Origin of the sequence: Enterobacter sp. JH25, from assembly GCF_021725435.1 — a bacterium.
Taxonomy (GTDB): domain Bacteria; phylum Pseudomonadota; class Gammaproteobacteria; order Enterobacterales; family Enterobacteriaceae; genus Enterobacter; species Enterobacter intestinihominis.
This window is the reverse complement of the sequence record NZ_CP091319.1, coordinates 2869854-2888880: the sequence shown is the minus strand read 5'-3', so window position 1 is coordinate 2888880 and position 19027 is coordinate 2869854. Positions and strand designations below refer to the sequence as shown.

The following is a 19027-nucleotide window of genomic DNA, read 5'->3' as shown; positions in this document are numbered from 1 at the left end:
CCAATTTGTGCTTTATTATAAAAATAATATCTCAAATGCTTTCTCTTCTCACAAACATAAGATAGTATTTATAAATTGTGCTTGCTCAATAATAATGTTACCTGACAGGAGTATGTAATGTCCAAGCAACAGATCGGCGTTGTCGGTATGGCAGTGATGGGGCGCAACCTGGCGCTCAACATCGAAAGCCGTGGTTATACCGTCTCCGTTTTCAACCGCTCCCGTGATAAAACCGAAGAAGTCATTGCCGAGAACCCAGGCAAGAAGCTGGTTCCTTTCTATACGGTGAAAGAGTTCGTTGAGTCTCTGGAAACGCCTCGTCGTATCCTGTTAATGGTGAAAGCAGGGGCGGGTACCGATGCAGCTATCGACTCCCTGAAGCCTTACCTCGAAAAAGGCGACATCATCATTGATGGCGGTAACACCTTCTTCCAGGACACCATTCGTCGTAACCGTGAGCTGTCTGCTGAAGGCTTCAACTTCATCGGTACCGGTGTTTCCGGTGGTGAAGAGGGCGCGCTGAAAGGCCCATCCATCATGCCTGGCGGCCAGAAAGATGCATACGAACTGGTTGCGCCAATCCTGACCAAAATCGCAGCCGTGGCTGAAGATGGTGAGCCTTGCGTAACCTATATCGGTGCGGACGGTGCAGGTCACTACGTGAAAATGGTGCACAACGGCATCGAATACGGCGACATGCAGCTGATTGCTGAAGCTTATTCCCTGCTGAAAGGCGGCCTGAACCTCACCAATGAAGAGTTGGCTGAAACCTTTACCGAGTGGAACAAAGGCGAGCTGAACAGCTACCTGATCGACATCACCAAAGATATCTTCACGAAAAAAGATGAAGAGGGTAAATACCTGGTTGATGTGATTCTGGATGAAGCAGCGAACAAAGGTACCGGTAAATGGACCAGCCAGAGCTCTCTGGATCTGGGCGAACCGCTGTCTCTGATCACCGAATCCGTCTTTGCGCGTTACATCTCTTCTCTGAAAGAGCAACGCGTCGCGGCATCTAAAGTGCTGTCTGGTCCACAGGCTAAACCAGCCGGCGACAAAGCTGAGTTCGTTGAGAAAGTGCGTCGTGCACTGTACCTGGGTAAAATCGTTTCTTACGCACAGGGCTTCTCTCAGCTGCGTGCGGCGTCAGACGAGAATAACTGGGATCTTAACTACGGTGAAATCGCGAAGATCTTCCGCGCGGGTTGCATCATTCGTGCACAGTTCCTGCAGAAAATCACCGATGCCTATGCTGAAAACGCCGGTATCGCCAACCTTCTGCTGGCACCGTACTTCAAAAAGATTGCGGACGAGTACCAGCAGGCGCTGCGTGACGTGGTTGCTTACGCAGTACAGAACGGTATTTCGGTTCCAACCTTCTCCGCTGCGGTGGCATACTACGACAGCTATCGTGCTGCCGTGCTGCCTGCCAACCTGATTCAGGCGCAGCGTGACTACTTCGGTGCGCATACCTACAAGCGTACGGATAAAGAGGGTGTCTTCCATACCGAATGGATGGAATGAGTTAACTCTCTGCAATAACATCAACCCGGAGCTCGTCTCCGGGTTTTTTTATGCAAAAAATGCCGCGCAATAATCGAAGTAGTCTGAATCTCGTCCCGCTCGTAATGATTACTCCTGGTTTGCCTTGACAGTGTTGTTTGCCAGGAGGTACAAAGCCCAACAGTTATGTTTATCGCGATGGTCTGGCGGCCATCAGTACAGTTAACTAAAAGAAGTCATTAGCGAATGAAAATAACAATTTCCGGAACAGGGTATGTCGGTCTCTCAAACGGCATTTTGATTGCTCAGAACCATGAAGTGGTTGCACTTGATATCGTGCAGGCCAAAGTGGATATGCTCAATGAGAAGAAATCGCCGATCGTCGACAAAGAAATCCAGGATTATCTCAGCAACAAAACGCTGAATTTCCGCGCCACGACGGATAAAGAAGATGCATACCGCGATGCGGATTACGTCATTATTGCCACGCCTACTGACTACGATCCAAAAACCAACTATTTCAACACCTCAACCGTCGAAGCGGTTATCAAAGATGTTATCGGCATTAACCCTGATGCAGTAATGGTTATCAAGTCGACGATCCCGGTTGGTTTTACCAAATCCATCAAAGAAAAATTTGGTATTGATAATATCTTCTTCTCGCCAGAGTTCCTGCGTGAAGGAAGGGCGCTTTACGATAACCTGCACCCATCCCGTATCGTGATTGGCGAGCGTTCCGAGCGTGCGGAGCGTTTTGCTGCACTGCTTCAGGAAGGCGCAATCAAAAAAGATATTCCGGTGCTGTTCACCGATTCCACCGAGGCAGAAGCGATTAAGCTTTTCGCTAACACCTATCTGGCCATGCGCGTGGCTTACTTCAACGAGCTGGACAGCTATGCCGAGAGTTTAGGTCTGAATACCCGTCAGATCATCGAGGGCGTATGTCTCGACCCGCGTATCGGTAACCATTACAACAACCCGTCATTCGGTTACGGCGGCTACTGTCTGCCAAAAGATACCAAGCAGCTGCTGGCAAACTATCAGGCAGTGCCGAACAACCTGATTTCCGCTATTGTGGATGCCAACCGCACGCGTAAAGACTTCATCTCAGATTCTATTCTCGCGCGTCAGCCGAAAGTGGTGGGCGTGTATCGCCTGATCATGAAGAGCGGTTCCGATAACTTCCGCGCTTCTTCCATTCAGGGGATCATGAAGCGTATTAAGGCGAAGGGCGTGCAGGTCATTATTTATGAACCGGCCATGCAGGAAGACGAGTTCTTCCATTCACGTGTGATCCGCGATCTGGATGCGTTTAAGAAAGAAGCGGACGTGATTATCTCCAACCGTATGGCGGAAGAGCTGGCGGACGTGAAAGATAAAGTTTATACCCGCGATTTGTTCGGCAGTGACTGATTAAACTCGTGATAAAAAACCCGGCACTATGCCGGGTTTTTTGTTTTTAAACGTTATAGAAGTTGCGGTACCAGTCGACGAAGTTTTTCACGCCTTCTTTGACTGAGGTTTGTGGTTTAAACCCAATAACGTCATACAGCGCTTTGGTGTCCGCACTGGTCTCCAGCACGTCCCCCGGCTGGATCGGCATCATATTTTTTACCGCTTCTTTGCCCAGCGCCTCTTCGAGCGCGGTGATGTAATCCATCAGTTCGACAGGTGAACTGTTACCGATGTTATACACGCGATACGGGGCAGAGCTGGTTGCTGGCGAACCGGTTTCGACCGTCCAGTCGGCATCGGCCTGAGGAATAACGTCCTGTAGGCGAATAATCGCCTCCGCAATATCATCGATATAGGTGAAGTCGCGCTTCATCTTGCCGTAGTTGTATACGTCGATGCTGTTGCCTTCAATCATGGCCTTGGTGAATTTGAACAGCGCCATGTCCGGTCGGCCCCATGGGCCATAGACGGTAAAAAAGCGCAGGCCAGTGGTCGGCAGGTTATACAGATGCGAATAGGTATGCGACATCAGCTCATTGGCTTTTTTGGTTGCCGCATACAGGGATACCGGGTGGTCCACGGAGTCGTCAGTAGAAAACGGCATCTTACGGTTGAGGCCGTAGACAGAGCTGGATGACGCATAAAGGAGATGCTGAACCTTGTTGTGGCGACAGCCTTCCAGCACGTTAAGGTGACCTACCAGGTTAGCATCTGCGTAGGCATGCGGCTTTTCCAGCGAGTAACGCACGCCCGCCTGTGCGGCAAGATGGATCACGCGGTCAAATTTTTCATTGGCGAAGAGCGCAGCCATGCTCTCGCGGTCCGCTAAGTCCAGCTTGTGGAAGGTGAAACTCCCGGATTTGAGCAGTTCGAGGCGAGCGAGCTTGAGGTTAGGGTCATAGTAATCATTCAGATTATCAATCCCAACAACTTCATGCCCTGCATCAAGCAGGCGCTTGCTGACATGAGAACCGATAAAGCCCGCCGCGCCCGTTACCAGAAATTTCATAGCTTCCCTCATTCACAGTGTTCTTGTTGATGTCCCAGGACATCAGATTCCGACTATGATAGCGCGTTGCTCTTCACATACATAACCCATCTTTCCGATATAACTCATCGTATTCTTATAGAATTTTCTACAACAAGAGATACACTATGGAAACAAGATTATTTTTGCCCTTTTTCATCTGTTAGGGATTGTATGACGCAGAACAACGATAGCCTGGTCAATCGCAGCAATGACCCGGAGCAAATTGATTTACTTGATGTAATGCTACAGCTGTGGCGTGGTAAGTGGGTAATAGGGGCTTTTATTGCTGCTTTTATCGTTCTTGCTGGCGTTTACATCACTGTAGCCAAAGAGAAATGGACGTCATCAGCCATCATAGCCCAGCCTGATGCGGCACAAATCGCCACCTATTCCAATGCATTGAATATCCTCTATGGCGGGGCAGCTCCCTCCATGTTAGACATTCAGAATCGTGCTATTGGACGTTTCAATTCCTCCTTCTCGGCATTAGCTCAGGCGCTGGAGAATCAGGAAGATCCGGAAAAACTGACTATTGAGCCTACGGTTAAAGGACAAAGTTTGCCTTTAACCGTAAGCTATCAGGGCGAATCCGCTGAAGCAGCTCAAAAGCAATTAGCTCAGTACATTCAGCAGGTTGACGAGCAGACGGCAAAAGAACTGACGCTTGATCTCAGAGATAACCTCAAGCAGCAGATCACAACCCTGAACGACTCCCTCCAGAATCAGGAGAAAGTTGCTCAGGAGCAGAAAGATCTACGCATCAAGCAGATTACTGAGGCGCTGAAGAACGCAGAAGCCGCTAAGATCACCACTCCGCAGCTTCAACAGACTCAGGATGTTACTCAGGAAACCATGTTCCTGTTGGGTACCGTAGCGCTCAAATCAATGGTTGATAACGAAGCGTCTCGCCCGCTGGTCTTCTCAGGCGCTTACTACCAAACCAAACAAAATTTACTGGATATTCAGAACCTCAACGTTAACCCAGACACTATTCACGTCTATCGTTACGTCATGAAGCCGAACCTGCCTATCCGACGCGACAGCCCGAAAAGTGCTATTACCCTTATCCTTGCCGTACTGCTCGGCGGAATTATCGGTTCTGGTGTCGTCCTCGGCCGTAACGCGCTGAGAAACTACAAGCCACGAGCCTGATTTACACACAAAAAAAGACCGGGTCTCCCCTAATGCCGATCGTTTAAGGGTCGGTTGACCGATCCAGCGGCTGGTGTAAAAAGGGTTCTGTGTTCATCATGGAGCCCTTTTTAAATGGAACTGTCCCAGGCCCTCGGCATTATTAATCTTACCGCCCCCGAAGAGGTCCAGAGCCTTGCCGACCTTCTTCCCCACGACCTCATTCAGCAGGCTTTTTCCCTGACTGATACAGTGACTCTGCGTAAACGTAAACTCCCGCTCGAATCCATGGTCTGGCTGGTTATCGGCATGGCGATTTTCAACAACAAACCTCTCTCTCATATCGTCAACCTGATGGATATCGTTGACCGCACCGGAAGGTCATTTACTGCCCCCAGCTCCGTTATCGCCCGCCGTAAAACACTGGGCGAGGATGCTATCCGGGAGTTGTTTAACCTTACGCAACAGCACTGGCACAAGGAAGCCCGGCATCCGCTCTGGCATGGACTGACGCTGAATGCCGTTGATGGTGTGGTCTGGCGAACGCCGGACACACCGGAAAACGCTGCTGCCTTCGCAAAAGCGGAAAACCAGCATGGCGAAAAGGGCTTCCCGCAGGTTCGTATGGTGTGTCTGATGGAACTGAGCAGCCATCTGCTGCGTGCCAGTGTAATGGGCCGGTATGACGTTAATGAAATGCGCCTGGCAGCAGGGCTGACTGAACAGGTACCGGATAACAGCGTGACGCTGTTCGACCGGGGGTTCTGGTCAGCCGGTCTGCTGGATAACTGGCACCGGGCCGGAGAAAACCGTCACTGGCTGCTGCCGCTGAAAAAAGGCACGCAGTATGAAGTGGTTCGCAGGCTGGGTAAACAGGATGCGCTGATAACCCTGAAGACTTCCCCGCAGGCCAGAAAGCAGTGGGAAGGACTGCCGGATACGCTCACAGTCCGGCTGGTGAGCCGTAAGGTAAACGGCGTGGAGCGACAGGTTGTCACGTCAATGACAGATGCCATGCGTTACCCGGCGGCAGACATAGCGGAACTGTATAAACACCGGTGGGAAATAGAGCTGGGGTACCGTGAAGCAAAACAGTATCTGTGCGGCAACCGCTGGACACTGAGAAGTAAGTTACCGGAGATGGTAAGGCAGGAGTTGTGGGGAATACTGCTGACCTACAATCTGGTGCGGTATCAGATGGTAAAAATGGCGTTCAGCCTGAAAGGTGACTATCTGCCGTATCAGCTGAGCTTCAGCGGCTCACTGGCAGAGATAATGCGGTTGTTAATCGGGCTGCCATGGTCATCACCGGGCGCAGTACCGGGGCATCTGAAGCACTTCTACAGTAATGCGGCAATGCTGAAACTGCCACTGAGGAGGGAGCGGGAATATGAAAGGGAAATCAGGCAGGAAAAATCAAAATATCCCTTTAAAAACAATGCTGGTCACCTTAAGTGACCAGCATTAGGGTTTCCCCGGTCTTTTTTTATTTATGTCGTTTCCGCAGATTCTCAATCACCGTCGTTAAATCCAGCTCCTGATCCTGAAGCAGCACCAGCAAGTGATACATCAAATCCGACGCTTCGTTCGTCAGCTCCTCCCGATCATGCACGGTGGCCGCCAGCGCCGTTTCAACGCCTTCCTCACCCACTTTCTGCGCAATACGTTTGGTGCCGCTGGCGTACAGTTTCGCCGTGTATGAGCTCTCGGGATCCGCTGATTTACGCTCTGCCAGCAGCTGTTCCAGCTGATAGAGGAACAGCCACTGGTGGCTCGCCTCGCCGAAGCAGCTGCTGGTGCCTTTGTGGCAGGTCGGCCCAATCGGGTTGACCAGCACCAGCAGGGTGTCGTTGTCGCAGTCTGGCGTAATGCTGACCACATTCAGGAAGTGACCCGAGGTTTCCCCTTTCGTCCACAGGCGCTGTTTGGTGCGCGAGAAAAACGTCACCTTGCCGCTGTCGATCGTTTTTGCCAGTGCCTCCTGGTTCATGTATCCCAGCATCAGCACTTCGCCTGAAACGGCATGCTGTACAACCACCGGCAGTAATCCGTCAGTTTTTTCCCAGTCCAGCTGCGCCTGTTGTTGCTCTGTTAACATACCCTGATCTCCACGCCCTGGTCGGCCAGGTACGTTTTTAACTCACCAATATTGATAATCTGTTTGTGGAACACGGAAGCGGCCAGCGTGCCGTCTACGTTCGCATCGCGGAAGGCTTCAAGGAAGTGTTCCATGGTTCCCGCGCCGCCGGAGGCAATCAGCGGAACCTGGCAGACCGCGCGCACTTTTTTCAGCTGCTCCAGGTCGTAACCGTTACGAACGCCGTCCTGGTTCATCATGTTCAGAACGATTTCACCCGCACCGCGTTTTTGCACTTCCTGCACCCAGTCCAGCGTCTCCCATTGGGTGACGCGCGTGCGGCTTTCATCTCCGGTGTACTGGTTAACGTGATATTTGCCCGTTGCGGCATCAAACCAGGTGTCGATCCCCACGACAATGCACTGCACGCCAAAGCGATCCGCCAGACGCGTAATCAGCTCCGGGTCGGCCAGGGCAGGGGAGTTAATCGAAATTTTATCCGCTCCGAAAGAGAGAATTTTCGCCGCATCGTCAGCAGATTTAATCCCGCCCGCCACGCAGAAGGGTATATCAATCACCTCTGCCACGCGCGCCACCCAGCTTTTGTCCACCACACGGCCATCGCTGGAGGCGGTGATATCGTAAAATACCAGTTCGTCTGCGCCTTCTTCAGCATAGCGCTTAGCCAGGGGAACGATGTCGCCAATGATCTCGTGGTTGCGGAACTGCACGCCTTTCACAACCTGTCCGTCACGCACGTCGAGGCAGGGTATTATCCGTTTTGCCAGCATTGAATCGCCTCCTTAACCGTAAATTTGCCTTCCAGCAGCGCGCGACCCACGATCACGCCGCGTACACCGGTTCCGCGCAGAGCGGCGATATCCGCCAGGTCGCCGATACCGCCAGAGGACTGGAACGCCACCTGCGGATAACGCGCGCAAACCTCTTCATACAGCGAGACGTTAGAGCCTGCGAGCGTACCATCGCGTGAAATATCCGTGCACAGCACATGCTTTAGCCCCACGGGGAGATACATCTCAACCAGCTCTTCCAGCGTCACGCCGGAGTTTTCCTGCCAGCCGCTGACCGCGACCTGCTTGTTACCCTGTTCGTCAATGCGCACATCCAGCGCCAGCACCAGCGCATCCGCGCCGAAGCGGCGGAACCAGCCCTTGACCGTCTCAGGATCTTTCACAGCGGTCGAACCGACCACCACGCGCGCCACGCCCGCGTCCAGTAAGGCGGCAACATCGGCTTCCGTACGCACGCCGCCGCCCACCTGCACCGGGACGTCCACGCCAGCCACCAGTGTTTTAAGCAGTGGGATCTGGCGCTTCGCCGGATCTTTCGCGCCGGTCAGATCGACCAGGTGCAACACCTCAGCGCCCTCAGCGGCGTAAGCCTTTAACCGCGGCAGCGGGTCGTTGCCATAGTCGCGCTGCTGCCCGTAATCGCCCTGGTGGAGACGAACAACTGTGCCGTCAATCAAATCTAAAGCGGGAATTATCATCACATCTCCAGGAAATTTTTCAGCAGCTGCGCACCGGCGGCGCCGGAGCGTTCCGGGTGGAACTGCACGCCGTAAAAGTTATCTTTCTGCACGGCGGCGGTGAACGCCTCGCCGTAATTGCACTGGGCGATGGTGTAGGTATTCACGGGCATGGCGTAGCTGTGGACGAAATAGAAGTACGCGCCGTCTTCGATTCCCTGGAACAGCCTGTTGCCCGCCTTCGGATAAACGCGGTTCCAGCCCATGTGCGGCAGCGGCAGGCCGTGGTCGGTCATTTTCGGCACGTCTTCTTCTATAATGCCCAGCAGATCGACGCCGTTGCTCTCTTCGCTGCGGCGGCCAAGCAGCTGCATGCCGAGGCAAATGCCCAGCACCGGTTGAGTACAGGCTTTGATGAGATCCACCAGCTCGCGCTCGTGGATCTGATCCATCGCCGCCTGGGCGGTGCCTACGCCCGGCAGAAAGAGTTTATCCGCGCGCAGCACCACGTCCGGGTCGCGGCTCACCACCGGCTCGTAGCCGTGGCGCATAATCGCCGACTGTACGGAGTTCAGGTTGGCGCATCCGGTGTCCAGAATCACCACGTTCATTACAGCACTCCTTTCGACGAGGGAAGGGCGTCACCTTCCACGCGGATCGCCTGGCGCAGGGTACGGCCAAAGGCTTTGAACAGGCTCTCGACGCGGTGGTGATCGTTTTTGCCTTTGGTTTTCAGGTGCAGCGTCAGGCCCATGGTGTAAGAAAGCGAGCGGAAGAAGTGCTCCACCATCTCGGTGCTGAGATCGCCCACGCGCTGGTAAGTAAAGTCGGCTTTATATTCCAGGTGCGGACGCCCGGAGATATCCATCGCGCAGCGCGCCAGGCACTCGTCCATCGGCAGAACAAAGCCGAAGCGGTTGATGCCGCGTTTGTCGCCGAGCGCCAGCTTCAGGGCTTCGCCCAACGCCAGGCCGGTATCTTCCACGGTGTGGTGATCGTCGATATACAGGTCACCCTTAACGGCGATCTCCATGCGGAAGCCGCCGTGAGTGGCGATTTGATCCAGCATATGGTCGAAGAAACCGACGCCGGTGTGGATCTTGCTGCCGCCTTCGCGATCGAGCCAGACCTTCACGTCGATCTGTGTCTCTTTGGTGTTGCGTTCAACGTGAGAATAGCGGTCGCGTCTGGTGAGCTGCTCGCTAATCATCGCCCAGTTTAGCGTGTCGCGGTTATAGCGCAGGCCTGCAATGCCCATATTTTCGGCCAGCGTGATGTCCGTGACGCGATCGCCAATCACATAGCTGTTCGCTTTATCCAGCGCCTCTTCCGCCAGATAACGCTCAACAAGCTTCACTTTTGGCTTGCGGCAGTCGCACTCGTCGGCAGGCATGTGCGGGCAGATCAGCACCTCGTCGAAGGCGATGCCCTGCGAGGTCAGCACCTGCATCATCAGGTTGTGCGGGCCGTCAAAGTCCGCCTGCGGGAAGCTGTCTGTGCCCAGACCGTCCTGGTTGGTGATCATCACCAGCTTATAGCCTGCTTTCTGAAGCTTCAGCAGCACCGGGATCACGTCGGGTTCAAACGCCAGCTTGTCGAAACGATCGACCTGAAAATCGCTGGGTGGCTCCGAGATGATGGTGCCGTCACGATCGATAAAGAGATACTTCTGACTCATACTTTCTCCGCTTTCAGGGCGTCAATCACGCGCTGGCTCTCCGCGCGGGTGCCGACGGTAATACGCAGGCAGCCGCTCAGGGTAGGTTGTTTATTCTGGTCTCGTAAGATAATGCCCTGATCCCACAACGATTTAAATATCGCGCTTGAGGCGGTGAAGCGCACCAGGATGTAGTTGGTCTCCGAGTCGAACACCTGCTCCACGCACGGAATCGTTTTCAGGGCATCGACTAGATACTGACGCTCCTCCAGGATCTGCGCCACACGCTCGCGCATCGCGCTGATGCCCTGCGGGGCCAGCGCCTGTGCCGCAATATCGGCAACCGGCGTTGAGAGCGGATACGGGGCGATCACTTTCAGCAGCAGGTCGATAACCGCTTTATTTGCCAGCGTAAAACCGCAGCGAAGACCGGCGAGAGCGAAGGCTTTCGACAGGGTACGCAGCACGACGAGATGCGGATACTCTTCAAGCCAGCCTGCCAGTGTCGCCTGCGGGCAGAACTCAATGTAGGCTTCGTCGGCCACAACCAGCGCTTTGCCGCGCGTCATTTCCAGCAGGGAACGGATATCCTGCGGATTGATAATCTGACCGGTCGGGTTGTTCGGGCTACAGACAAACACCACCTTCACACCGTCAAGGTTATCGGCGATGCCCTGCAAATCCAGCTGCCAGTTGTCGAGCGCCTGTACGTTGCGGCAGGCCACTCCAAAGGTTTCGGCGCTGACACTGTACATCCCGTAGGTGGGCTGGCAGTACATCACCGCGTCTTTGCCCGGCTCGCAGAAGGCGCGGATCAGCAGCTCAATCCCTTCATCCGCCCCACGGCTGACCAGCACCTGCTCAGGCTTCACGCCTGCATACTGCGCATAGTTCTCGATCACCGCTTTCGGCTGACACTCCGGGTAGCGGTTCAGCGTCTGCTGCGAGAGCTCAAAGGCCACCGCCGTGGGGTATTCGTTGGCATTCAGCCAGACGTCGCCGTTCCCGCCGAGACGACGCGCAGACTGATAGGGCGTCAGGCGACGGACATTTTCGCGGGCTAATTCTTCAATGTTCATGCTTGCTCCTTCAGGGCGGCAACGCGCAGCGTCACGGCATTTTTGTGGGCAGTCAGGCGCTCGGCGGCGGCCAGGGTTTCAATGGTCGACGCCAGCGAGGCAAATCCCTCGCGAGAGAGTTCCTGCACGGTCATGCGCTTCTGGAAATCCGCCAGCCCCAGGCTGGAGCAGGTTGAGGTATAGCCATACGTGGGCAGCACGTGGTTGGTGCCGGAGGCGTAATCCCCGGCGGATTCCGGTGACCAGTCCCCGAGGAACACCGAGCCTGCGCTGGTTATGCTGTCGACCAGATCGCGCGCGTTACGGGTCTGAATAATCAGGTGCTCAGGACCGTACTGGTTGGAGATGGCGATGCATTGGTCGATATCGCGAGCCACAATCAGTCGGCTGGCCGATAGCGCCTGACGCGCCGTTTCCGCACGCGGCAGGTCGGCCAGCTGACGCTCAACGGCCTCGCCCACGCGTTTTGCCATATCGGCATCTGGCGTCAGTAAAATCACCTGCGAGTCAGGGCCGTGCTCGGCCTGCGAGAGCAGGTCAGAGGACACGAAATCCGGTGTAGCGCCGCTGTCGGCAATCACCAGCACTTCAGACGGACCGGCAGGCATATCAATCGCCGCGCCGTCCAGACGCTGACTAACCTGGCGCTTCGCTTCGGTAACGTATGCGTTGCCCGGGCCAAAGATTTTGTCGACTTTGGGAACAGACTCCGTCCCGAACGCCAGGGCGGAAATCGCCTGCGCGCCGCCCACTTTATAGATCGCCTTTACGCCGCACAGCTTCGCCGCATACAGGATCTCATCGGCGATCGGTGGCGGAGAGCAGAGCACCACCTTTTGACAACCGGCAATACGTGCCGGAGTGGCCAGCATCAGGACGGTCGAAAACAGCGGGGCAGAGCCGCCAGGAATATAGAGGCCAACGGACGCCACCGGGCGCGTCACCTGCTGGCAGCGCACGCCGGGCAGGGTTTCCACATCCACCGCCTGCAATTTCTGCGCGGTGTGGAAGGTATCAATATTTTTCACCGCGACGGCCATCGCCTGTTTGATCTCATCCCCAAGGCGGCTTTCCGCCCCGGCGATCTCCTGCGCGGTGACCTGTAACGCGTCGACCTCAGTTTTATCAAACTTCGCGCTGTACTCGCGCAGCGCGTCGTCTCCGCGGGCTTTGACGTTATCGAGGATCTCCGCCACGGTGCGGGTGATGCTCTCCGAGGCGGAAATTGCCGGGCGCATCAGCAGCTCACGCTGTTGCGCGTCGCTACAGGTATTCCAGTCGATGATTGTGTTAAAGCTCATGGTCGTTACTCCATCATCTTCTCAATTGGCAGCACCAGAATAGAACTCGCGCCCAGCGCCTTCAGTTTTTCCATCGTTTCCCAGAACAGGGTTTCGCTGCTGACCATGTGCATCGCCACGCGCTGCTGGTCGCCCGCCAGCGGCAGAATGGTTGGGCGCTCAGCACCTGGCAGCAGGGCAATCACTTCGTCCAGGCGCTCGGTAGGCGCGTGCATCATGATGTATTTGGATTCACGCGCCTGAATCACGCCCTGAATTCGGGTCAGCAGCTTGTCGATGAGCTGCTGTTTGGCATCGGCCATCTCGCCGTCGCGCTGGATAAGGCACGCTTTGGAACGGTAGATCACCTCCACTTCGCGCAGGCCGTTCGCTTCGAGCGTGGCGCCCGTGGAGACGAGGTCACAGATGGCATCGGCCAGGCCCGCGCGTGGCGCCACTTCAACAGAGCCATTCAGCAGACAAGATTTAAACTGCACGCCTTTTTGATCGAGGTAACGCTTCAGCAGGTGAGGGTAAGAGGTGGCGATACGTTTGCCGTTCAGCGCGGCCGGGCCATCCCAGGCTTCATCAACCGGCGTGGCCAGCGACAGGCGGCAGCCGCCGAAGTCCAGACGACGCAGGGTAAAGTAGCGCGGATCTTCGCCCTGCGCGCGGCGGGTTAATAACTCTTCTTCCAGTACGTTTTCGCCGATGATGCCGAGGTCAACGACGCCATCCATCACCAGGCCCGGAATATCGTCATCACGTACGCGCAGAATGTCGATCGGCATATTTTCAGCCAGGGCGATCAGGCGCTGGGTGTGCAGGTTGATTTTAATCCCGCAGCGGGCCAGCAGTTCGCGTGAATCATCGCTTAAACGGCCTGATTTTTGAATAGCTATGCGTAAACGTGAGTTATCTAACATTCTGTGTTCCTCGTTAACCTGTTTTAATCTGTCTGAATGCGGTCCAAAAAAAAGCCCCCGGAAGAAGATCTTCCGGGGGCTTTTTCATGCGTTCATGCACCACTGGAAGATCCAAACGTCTTCCAGCACACATCGCCTGAAAGACTAGTCAGGATGATGGTGATGATGGTGGTTTTTAAAAGGAACGCGTGTCATATAAATTCTCGTTGAATGCTTATGCATTTGATGTCTTTTAACCTAAACCAGTTGTACGCCATAAAGCAAGGGCTTTTTTTGATCATTAATTCATTTCATATTGATGGTATGAATTGTGCGTTCCATAAGGCTGGCGTAGCCTTATAACAGGCGTCGTTAAGCGGAGAATGTCATGAAAAAGGTCGCGATTGTCGGATTAGGGTGGTTAGGAATGCCACTGGCGATGTCATTAGCCGCGAAAGGCTGGCAGGTGACAGGGAGTAAGACCACGCGGGACGGGGTTGAGGCGGCGCGCATGTGCGGCATTGATGGTGTCGAGCTGCGTCTCGAACCCGAGCTTATCTGCGATACCGACGAGCTGGATGAACTGATGAATGTGGACGCGCTGGTCATTACCTTACCGGCGCGGCGCAGCGGGCCGGGCGAGACGTTTTACCTGCAGGCGGTGCAGGAGATTGTCGACAGCGCCCTGGCGCACCATATTCCGCGTATCATTTTCACCAGCTCGACCTCCGTCTATGGCGATATCGACGGTACGGCGAAAGAAAACACCGAGCGCCGTCCCGTAACCGCCAGCGGACGGGTACTGAAAGAGCTGGAAGACTGGCTGCACAATTTGCCTGGCACGCAGGTGGATATTTTACGCCTCGCCGGGCTGGTGGGGCCGGGGCGTCATCCGGGACGCTTCTTTGCCGGTAAATCCGCGCCGGATGGTCAGCACGGCGTTAACCTTGTACACCTTGAAGATGTTATCGGTGCGATAGAGCTGCTTTTACAGGCTCCGAAAGGGGGGCACATCTATAATATATGTGCGCCTTCGCATCCGCCACGCAGCACCTTTTATCCGCTGATGGCGCGCCAGCTGGGTCTGGCGCCGCCGGTGTTCAGTGAGGCGCAGGGGGAGCGCAAAGGCAAAATTATTGATGGCAATCGTATTTGCCATGAACTGGGATTTGAATATCAGTATCCCGATCCGCTGGTTATGCCTATGGAATAATTGCGCCGGCGGAGGCCATCGCACACCGCAAGGGGGCGAAGATGAAACCGCTGCTGGATGTTCTTGTTATTCTGGATGCGCTGGAAAAAGAGGGGAGCTTTGCCGCCGCCTCGGCGAAGCTCTATAAAACCCCTTCGGCTCTGAGCTACACCGTGCAAAAGCTCGAGAGCGATCTTAATATTCAAATCCTTGACCGCACTGGCCATCGCGCGCGTTTCACCCGTACTGGGCAGATGCTGCTGGAAAAAGGGCGTGACGTGCTGCATACGGTTCGCGAGCTGGAAAAACAGGCCGTCAAACTTCATCAGGGCTGGGAAAATGAGCTGGTGATTGGGGTTGATGATACTTTCCCTTTTTCGCTGCTTACCCCGCTTATTGAGGCGTTCTATCAGCGCCATAGCGTCACGCGGCTGGTTTTTATCAACGGCGTGCTGGGCGGCTCGTGGGACGCCTTAACGCAGGGCAGGGCGGATATCATCGTTGGAGCGCTGCATGAGCCTCCTCAACTGAGTGAATTTGGTTTCGCCCGGCTGGGCGTTCTGGAGCAGATCTTTGCCGTTGCGCCTCACCACCCGCTGGCGAATGAACCGGAGCCTGTTTCAAGACGCGTCATTAAAAACCATCGCGCCATTGTGGTGGGAGACAGCTCCCGCCCCGAGTGCGGCATTTCATCGCAGCTTCTGGATGAGCAGGAGGCCATCACCGTTTTTGATTTTAAAACCAAGCTGGAACTGCAAATAAGCGGCCTGGGGTGCGGCTACCTTCCCCGTTATTTAGCACAGCGCTTTATTGAAAGCGGCGCGCTGGTGGAAAAACAGGTTTTAGCGCAGAGCAGTAACGAATCGGTATGGGTGGGCTGGAATGAACAGACCGCCGGGCTTGCCAGCGCCTGGTGGCGAGACGAAATTTTAGCAAATAGTGCTATCGCCACAGTTTACACTCAGGCAGATGATGGGAAATCAACCAGTTAGTAAAATTAATTTATGGGCAGGTTTCTCAATGTATTGCCTTTTGTATCTGGAATAGGGCAAAATGCCGCCGCTGCAAACAAATGAATAATCGACGATATAAAAGGCGTCGGTTATTTTTTTTTGCATGTACGAAACGAAACTAAAAACCAAGAGGCCGGGCTTCGTACCGGATAGATATTTACTAAAATCCGACAGTTGTTGTCGCTGAGGAAGAAAGAAATGGGGCAATTTTTCGCTTACGTGGCGGTTATCACCGTAAAGGAGAATAACTATGTCGCATAACGCAACTCCAAACACCTCTCGCGTGGAATTACGTAAAACGCTTACGTTGATTCCGGTTGTTATGATGGGCCTTGCCTATATGCAACCGATGACGCTGTTCGATACATTCGGTATCGTATCAGGCCTTACTGACGGTCACGTTGCAACGGCGTACGCCTTTGCACTGGTCGCCATTCTCTTTACAGCGCTGAGCTACGGTAAACTGGTTCGCCGTTTCCCGTCCGCTGGCTCTGCGTACACCTATGCTCAGAAATCCATTAGCCCGGCTGTTGGCTTTATGGTGGGCTGGTCATCACTGCTGGACTACCTGTTCATGCCGATGATCAACATTCTGCTGGCAAAAATTTACTTCGAAGCGCTGGTACCTTCCGTACCATCGTGGATCTTCGTTGTGGCGCTGGTGGCCTTTATGACCATCTCTAACCTGCGCAGCATCAAGACCGTGGCTAACTTCAACACCCTGATCGTGATCCTTCAGATGGGGATTGTTGCGGTTATCGTTGGGCTGATCATCTACGGCGTTTCCCACGGTGAAGGCGCAGGTACGCTGACCAGCACCCGTCCGTTCTGGTCTGAAGGTGCGCACGTTGTGCCGATGATCACCGGGGCGACTATCCTGTGCTTCTCGTTCCTGGGCTTCGACGGTATCTCTTCTCTGTCTGAAGAGACCAAAGATGCCGAGCGTGTGATCCCGAAAGCGATTTTCCTGACCGCGCTGATTGGCGGCCTGATCTTCATCGGTGCGTCTTATTTCTTACAGCTGTACTTCCCGGATATCTCTCGCTTTAAAGATCCGGATGCATCGCAGCCTGAAATCATGCTGTACGTGGCGGGTAAAACCTTCCAGTGGGGCGTGCTGATCTTCTCCAGCGTCACCGTACTGGCATCCGGTATGGCAGCGCACGCGGGCGTTTCTCGTCTGATGTACGTGATGGGCCGTGACGGTGTGTTCCCAACTCGCTTCTTTGGTTACGTGCATCCGAAATGGCGTACCCCGGCGTGGAACGTGCTGCTGGTGGGCGCGATTGCCCTGCTGGCAATCAAGTTTGACCTGGTAACGGCCACTGCGCTGATTAACTTTGGTGCGCTGGTGGCGTTCACCTTCGTTAACCTCTCCGTGATTTCGCAGTTCTGGATCCGTGAGAAGCGCAACAAGACGCTGAAGGACCACATCAACTATCTGGTGCTGCCAGTGTGTGGTGCCCTGACGGTGGGCGCCCTGTGGATCAACCTGGAAGAGAGCTCAATGGTTCTGGGTCTGATCTGGGGTGCAATCGGTCTGATTTACCTGGCTTGCGTAACGAAGAGCTTCCGCAACCCGGTTCCTCAGTACGAAGACGTCGCGTAAGACTGTGTCGGGTGGCGGCTTCGCCTTACCCGACCTACGGACTTCTACATCGTAGGCCCGCGTAAGCGAAGCGCCACCGGGCAAAAAAAAAGCCGGAGACATCGCCTCCGGCTTTTTTGTACCCGCTACTCAGACAATTTCTTGCGCGTACTGGAACAGCGCTTTCAGCAGCGCCTGTTTCTCAGCATCCCCTTCATACTGGCCGTAAAGCATCTCCAGCTCCTGGGCATAGCTATTAAGAAACTCCGGTGTAAACACGTTGCGCCGATGCTGTAACCAGCGCTCCTGCTCTGCTTCATCCAGCGAGCCTGGATAGTTGCGCGCACGGTAGTTAAACATCAGCTTCTCAATGCGCTTATCTGCGAAGGTGATATCCAGCGCGGGCAGGTTACGCGGGTCGGTTTGCAGCACGATGTTCATCGCCGCGCGATCGGCATCGCTGAAGAAGCCGTTATAAAGCTGCGCATCCACATTATCAGACGGCACGAACGGCTCTGCTTCGGCAAAAATGGCGACGACTTTCTCGCGCACCTGCGGGTTGTCGCGCAGCACTTTCAGGTTATCGAGGCAGTGCTGACGATTAATCCCCAGCCGGTCGGCGTCTTCCGGACGCAGCGTGTTGGCCTGCGCAAGCACCGGGCATTTATTGATGTGCACCAGTTTTACCGGTACGGCTGGCAGGTCACCCAGCGCCTCTTTCGGCGTATAAAGCCGTTCACGTAAGGTGTCGCTGTCGAGCTCAAGCAGCGGCGAGATATCCCCGGCAAGATCCACCATGATGACGGCGTTACGGTTGTCCGGATGCCAGGCAAGCGGCGCCACCCAGCTTGTGTTCCCGCGCCACGCGCCGAACATCCCTGAAATATGCACCAGCGGTTTCATCTGCGGCACGTCAATCAGCGTCATCAGCTTTTGCTTGCTGCGATGGCTCAACAGATACTCAAACAGGCGAGGCTGCGCGGTTTTTACGAGCTTCGCCATAGCGATGGTCGCGTAGACGTCTGCCATCGCGTCGTGGGCGTTGCTGTGCTCAATGCCGTTGGCCCGCGTCAGGTGCTCGAGCCTGAAGCTCGGCAAGCCGTCGTCGTTCTCCGGCCAGTTAATTCCCTCCGGGCGCAGCGCATAGCAGGCGCGCATAATATCCAGCAAATCCCAGCGCGAATTGCGGTTCTGCCAGCTCCAGGCATAGGGATCGTAGAAGTTGCGGTAGAAGATATTACGCGTCACTTCATCGTCAAAACGGATGTTGTTGTAACCCACCACGCAGGTATCAGGCACCGTGAACAGGTCGTGGATGCGACGGGCAAATTCTGCTTCGCTAACGCCTTTATCCCGCGCTTCCTGAGGGGTGATGCCCGTCACCATCACCGCGCCCGGCTGCGGCAGGTAGTCATCGGCGGGTTTACAGTAAAACACCTCGGGTTCGCCGATAACGTTAAATTCGTCATCGGTTCGGATAGCCGCAAACTGCGCCGGTCGGTCCAGCGCCGGATGGGTACCAAAGGTTTCGTAATCGTGGAACAAAAAAGTCGGGCGCGCGGCAGAGTCAGACACCAGTAATCTCATCCTGTTAAAAATTGACGTCTCTATGGTAAACGATTGGGGTG

The 19027-nt window shown here is 54.8% G+C and carries 19 protein-coding genes and 1 other annotated feature; of the genes, 8 read left to right on the top strand and 11 right to left on the bottom strand.

The window, feature by feature from the left end:
• Positions 1 to 117 precede the first annotated feature (117 nt).
• Together gndA and ugd are read left to right on the top strand one after the other, a co-directional pair.
• Positions 118 to 1524: an NADP-dependent phosphogluconate dehydrogenase gene (gene gndA / locus L2Y28_RS13905; RefSeq protein WP_022648613.1), complete on the top strand. Its 1407-nt coding sequence runs from the start codon at positions 118 to 120 to the stop codon at positions 1522 to 1524.
• 225 nt (positions 1525 to 1749) lie between these two features.
• The gene (gene ugd / locus L2Y28_RS13900; RefSeq protein ID WP_022648612.1) at positions 1750 to 2916 is read left to right on the top strand and encodes a UDP-glucose 6-dehydrogenase; all 1167 of its coding nucleotides are present in this window, start codon (positions 1750 to 1752) and stop codon (positions 2914 to 2916) included.
• A 46-nt stretch (positions 2917 to 2962) separates the two neighbouring features.
• Here the strand turns inward: ugd and L2Y28_RS13895 are convergent, their stop codons facing one another.
• Positions 2963 to 3967 (bottom strand): NAD-dependent epimerase, encoded by a 1005-nt coding sequence (locus L2Y28_RS13895; RefSeq protein WP_022648611.1) that lies wholly within the window; start codon positions 3965 to 3967, stop codon positions 2963 to 2965.
• A gap of 192 nt (positions 3968 to 4159) precedes the next feature.
• Here L2Y28_RS13895 and wzzB point away from each other — a divergent pair, with 192 nt between their 5' ends.
• Positions 4160 to 5140, top strand: coding sequence for an LPS O-antigen chain length determinant protein WzzB (wzzB, locus tag L2Y28_RS13890; protein WP_022648610.1), 981 nt, complete (start codon positions 4160 to 4162; stop codon positions 5138 to 5140).
• 114 nt (positions 5141 to 5254) lie between these two features.
• Positions 5255 to 6577 (top strand): IS4 family transposase, encoded by a 1323-nt coding sequence (locus tag L2Y28_RS13885; protein WP_022648609.1) that lies wholly within the window; start codon positions 5255 to 5257, stop codon positions 6575 to 6577.
• Positions 6578 to 6605: 28 nt separating this feature from the next.
• Here the strand turns inward: L2Y28_RS13885 and hisIE are convergent, their stop codons facing one another.
• The 9 genes from hisIE to hisL form a co-directional block, all read right to left on the bottom strand.
• Entirely contained in the window at positions 6606 to 7217 is a 612-nt protein-coding gene (gene hisIE, locus L2Y28_RS13880; protein WP_017693103.1) for a bifunctional phosphoribosyl-AMP cyclohydrolase/phosphoribosyl-ATP diphosphatase HisIE, read from the bottom strand.
• A complete protein-coding gene (gene hisF / locus L2Y28_RS13875; RefSeq protein ID WP_022648608.1) occupies positions 7211 to 7987 on the bottom strand; it encodes an imidazole glycerol phosphate synthase subunit HisF in 777 nt (258 codons plus the stop codon). The genes hisIE and hisF overlap by 7 nt, the downstream gene beginning before the upstream one ends.
• Complete coding sequence (hisA, locus tag L2Y28_RS13870; protein ID WP_022648607.1) at positions 7969 to 8706, bottom strand: 1-(5-phosphoribosyl)-5-[(5-phosphoribosylamino)methylideneamino]imidazole-4-carboxamide isomerase; 738 nt, start codon at positions 8704 to 8706, stop codon at positions 7969 to 7971. Before hisA ends, hisF begins: the two co-directional genes overlap by 19 nt.
• Positions 8706 to 9296: an imidazole glycerol phosphate synthase subunit HisH gene (gene hisH / locus L2Y28_RS13865; RefSeq protein WP_003859485.1), complete on the bottom strand. Its 591-nt coding sequence runs from the start codon at positions 9294 to 9296 to the stop codon at positions 8706 to 8708. Before hisH ends, hisA begins: the two co-directional genes overlap by 1 nt.
• Positions 9296 to 10363: a bifunctional histidinol-phosphatase/imidazoleglycerol-phosphate dehydratase HisB gene (gene hisB, locus L2Y28_RS13860; protein ID WP_022648606.1), complete on the bottom strand. Its 1068-nt coding sequence runs from the start codon at positions 10361 to 10363 to the stop codon at positions 9296 to 9298. The genes hisH and hisB overlap by 1 nt, the downstream gene beginning before the upstream one ends.
• The gene (gene hisC / locus L2Y28_RS13855) at positions 10360 to 11421 is read right to left on the bottom strand and encodes a histidinol-phosphate transaminase (protein ID WP_022648605.1); all 1062 of its coding nucleotides are present in this window, start codon (positions 11419 to 11421) and stop codon (positions 10360 to 10362) included. Before hisC ends, hisB begins: the two co-directional genes overlap by 4 nt.
• Positions 11418 to 12722, bottom strand: coding sequence for a histidinol dehydrogenase (gene hisD, locus L2Y28_RS13850; RefSeq protein WP_022648604.1), 1305 nt, complete (start codon positions 12720 to 12722; stop codon positions 11418 to 11420). Before hisD ends, hisC begins: the two co-directional genes overlap by 4 nt.
• 5 nt (positions 12723 to 12727) lie before the next feature.
• Positions 12728 to 13627: an ATP phosphoribosyltransferase gene (gene hisG, locus L2Y28_RS13845; protein WP_000886595.1), complete on the bottom strand. Its 900-nt coding sequence runs from the start codon at positions 13625 to 13627 to the stop codon at positions 12728 to 12730.
• A 45-nt stretch (positions 13628 to 13672) separates the two neighbouring features.
• Positions 13673 to 13796 (bottom strand) — a sequence feature (His leader region).
• Positions 13772 to 13822 carry a his operon leader peptide gene (gene hisL, locus L2Y28_RS13840; RefSeq protein ID WP_099516347.1) on the bottom strand — a complete coding sequence of 17 codons (51 nt, stop codon included), beginning with the start codon at positions 13820 to 13822 and terminating at the stop codon, positions 13772 to 13774. Its footprint overlaps the feature before it by 25 nt.
• Positions 13823 to 13994: 172 nt before the next feature.
• Between hisL and L2Y28_RS13835 the strand changes: the two genes are divergently transcribed.
• The 4 genes from L2Y28_RS13835 to L2Y28_RS13820 all read left to right on the top strand — a co-directional run bounded on the left by L2Y28_RS13835 (position 13995) and on the right by L2Y28_RS13820 (position 17420).
• Positions 13995 to 14819 (top strand): SDR family oxidoreductase, encoded by an 825-nt coding sequence (locus L2Y28_RS13835; protein ID WP_006811206.1) that lies wholly within the window; start codon positions 13995 to 13997, stop codon positions 14817 to 14819.
• Positions 14820 to 14860: 41 nt separating this feature from the next.
• Positions 14861 to 15790: a LysR substrate-binding domain-containing protein gene (locus L2Y28_RS13830; protein ID WP_022648603.1), complete on the top strand. Its 930-nt coding sequence runs from the start codon at positions 14861 to 14863 to the stop codon at positions 15788 to 15790.
• A gap of 219 nt (positions 15791 to 16009) precedes the next feature.
• Entirely contained in the window at positions 16010 to 16072 is a 63-nt protein-coding gene (gene yoeI / locus L2Y28_RS13825; protein WP_099458931.1) for a membrane protein YoeI, read from the top strand.
• The gene (locus L2Y28_RS13820) at positions 16062 to 17420 is read left to right on the top strand and encodes an APC family permease (protein ID WP_022648602.1); all 1359 of its coding nucleotides are present in this window, start codon (positions 16062 to 16064) and stop codon (positions 17418 to 17420) included. Before yoeI ends, L2Y28_RS13820 begins: the two co-directional genes overlap by 11 nt.
• 129 nt (positions 17421 to 17549) lie before the next feature.
• On the opposite strand, the gene sbcB is transcribed toward L2Y28_RS13820, so the two are convergent.
• Positions 17550 to 18986, bottom strand: a complete 1437-nt coding sequence (gene sbcB, locus L2Y28_RS13815; RefSeq protein WP_022648601.1) for an exodeoxyribonuclease I — start codon at positions 18984 to 18986, stop codon at positions 17550 to 17552.
• Positions 18987 to 19027: the final 41 nt, after the last annotated feature.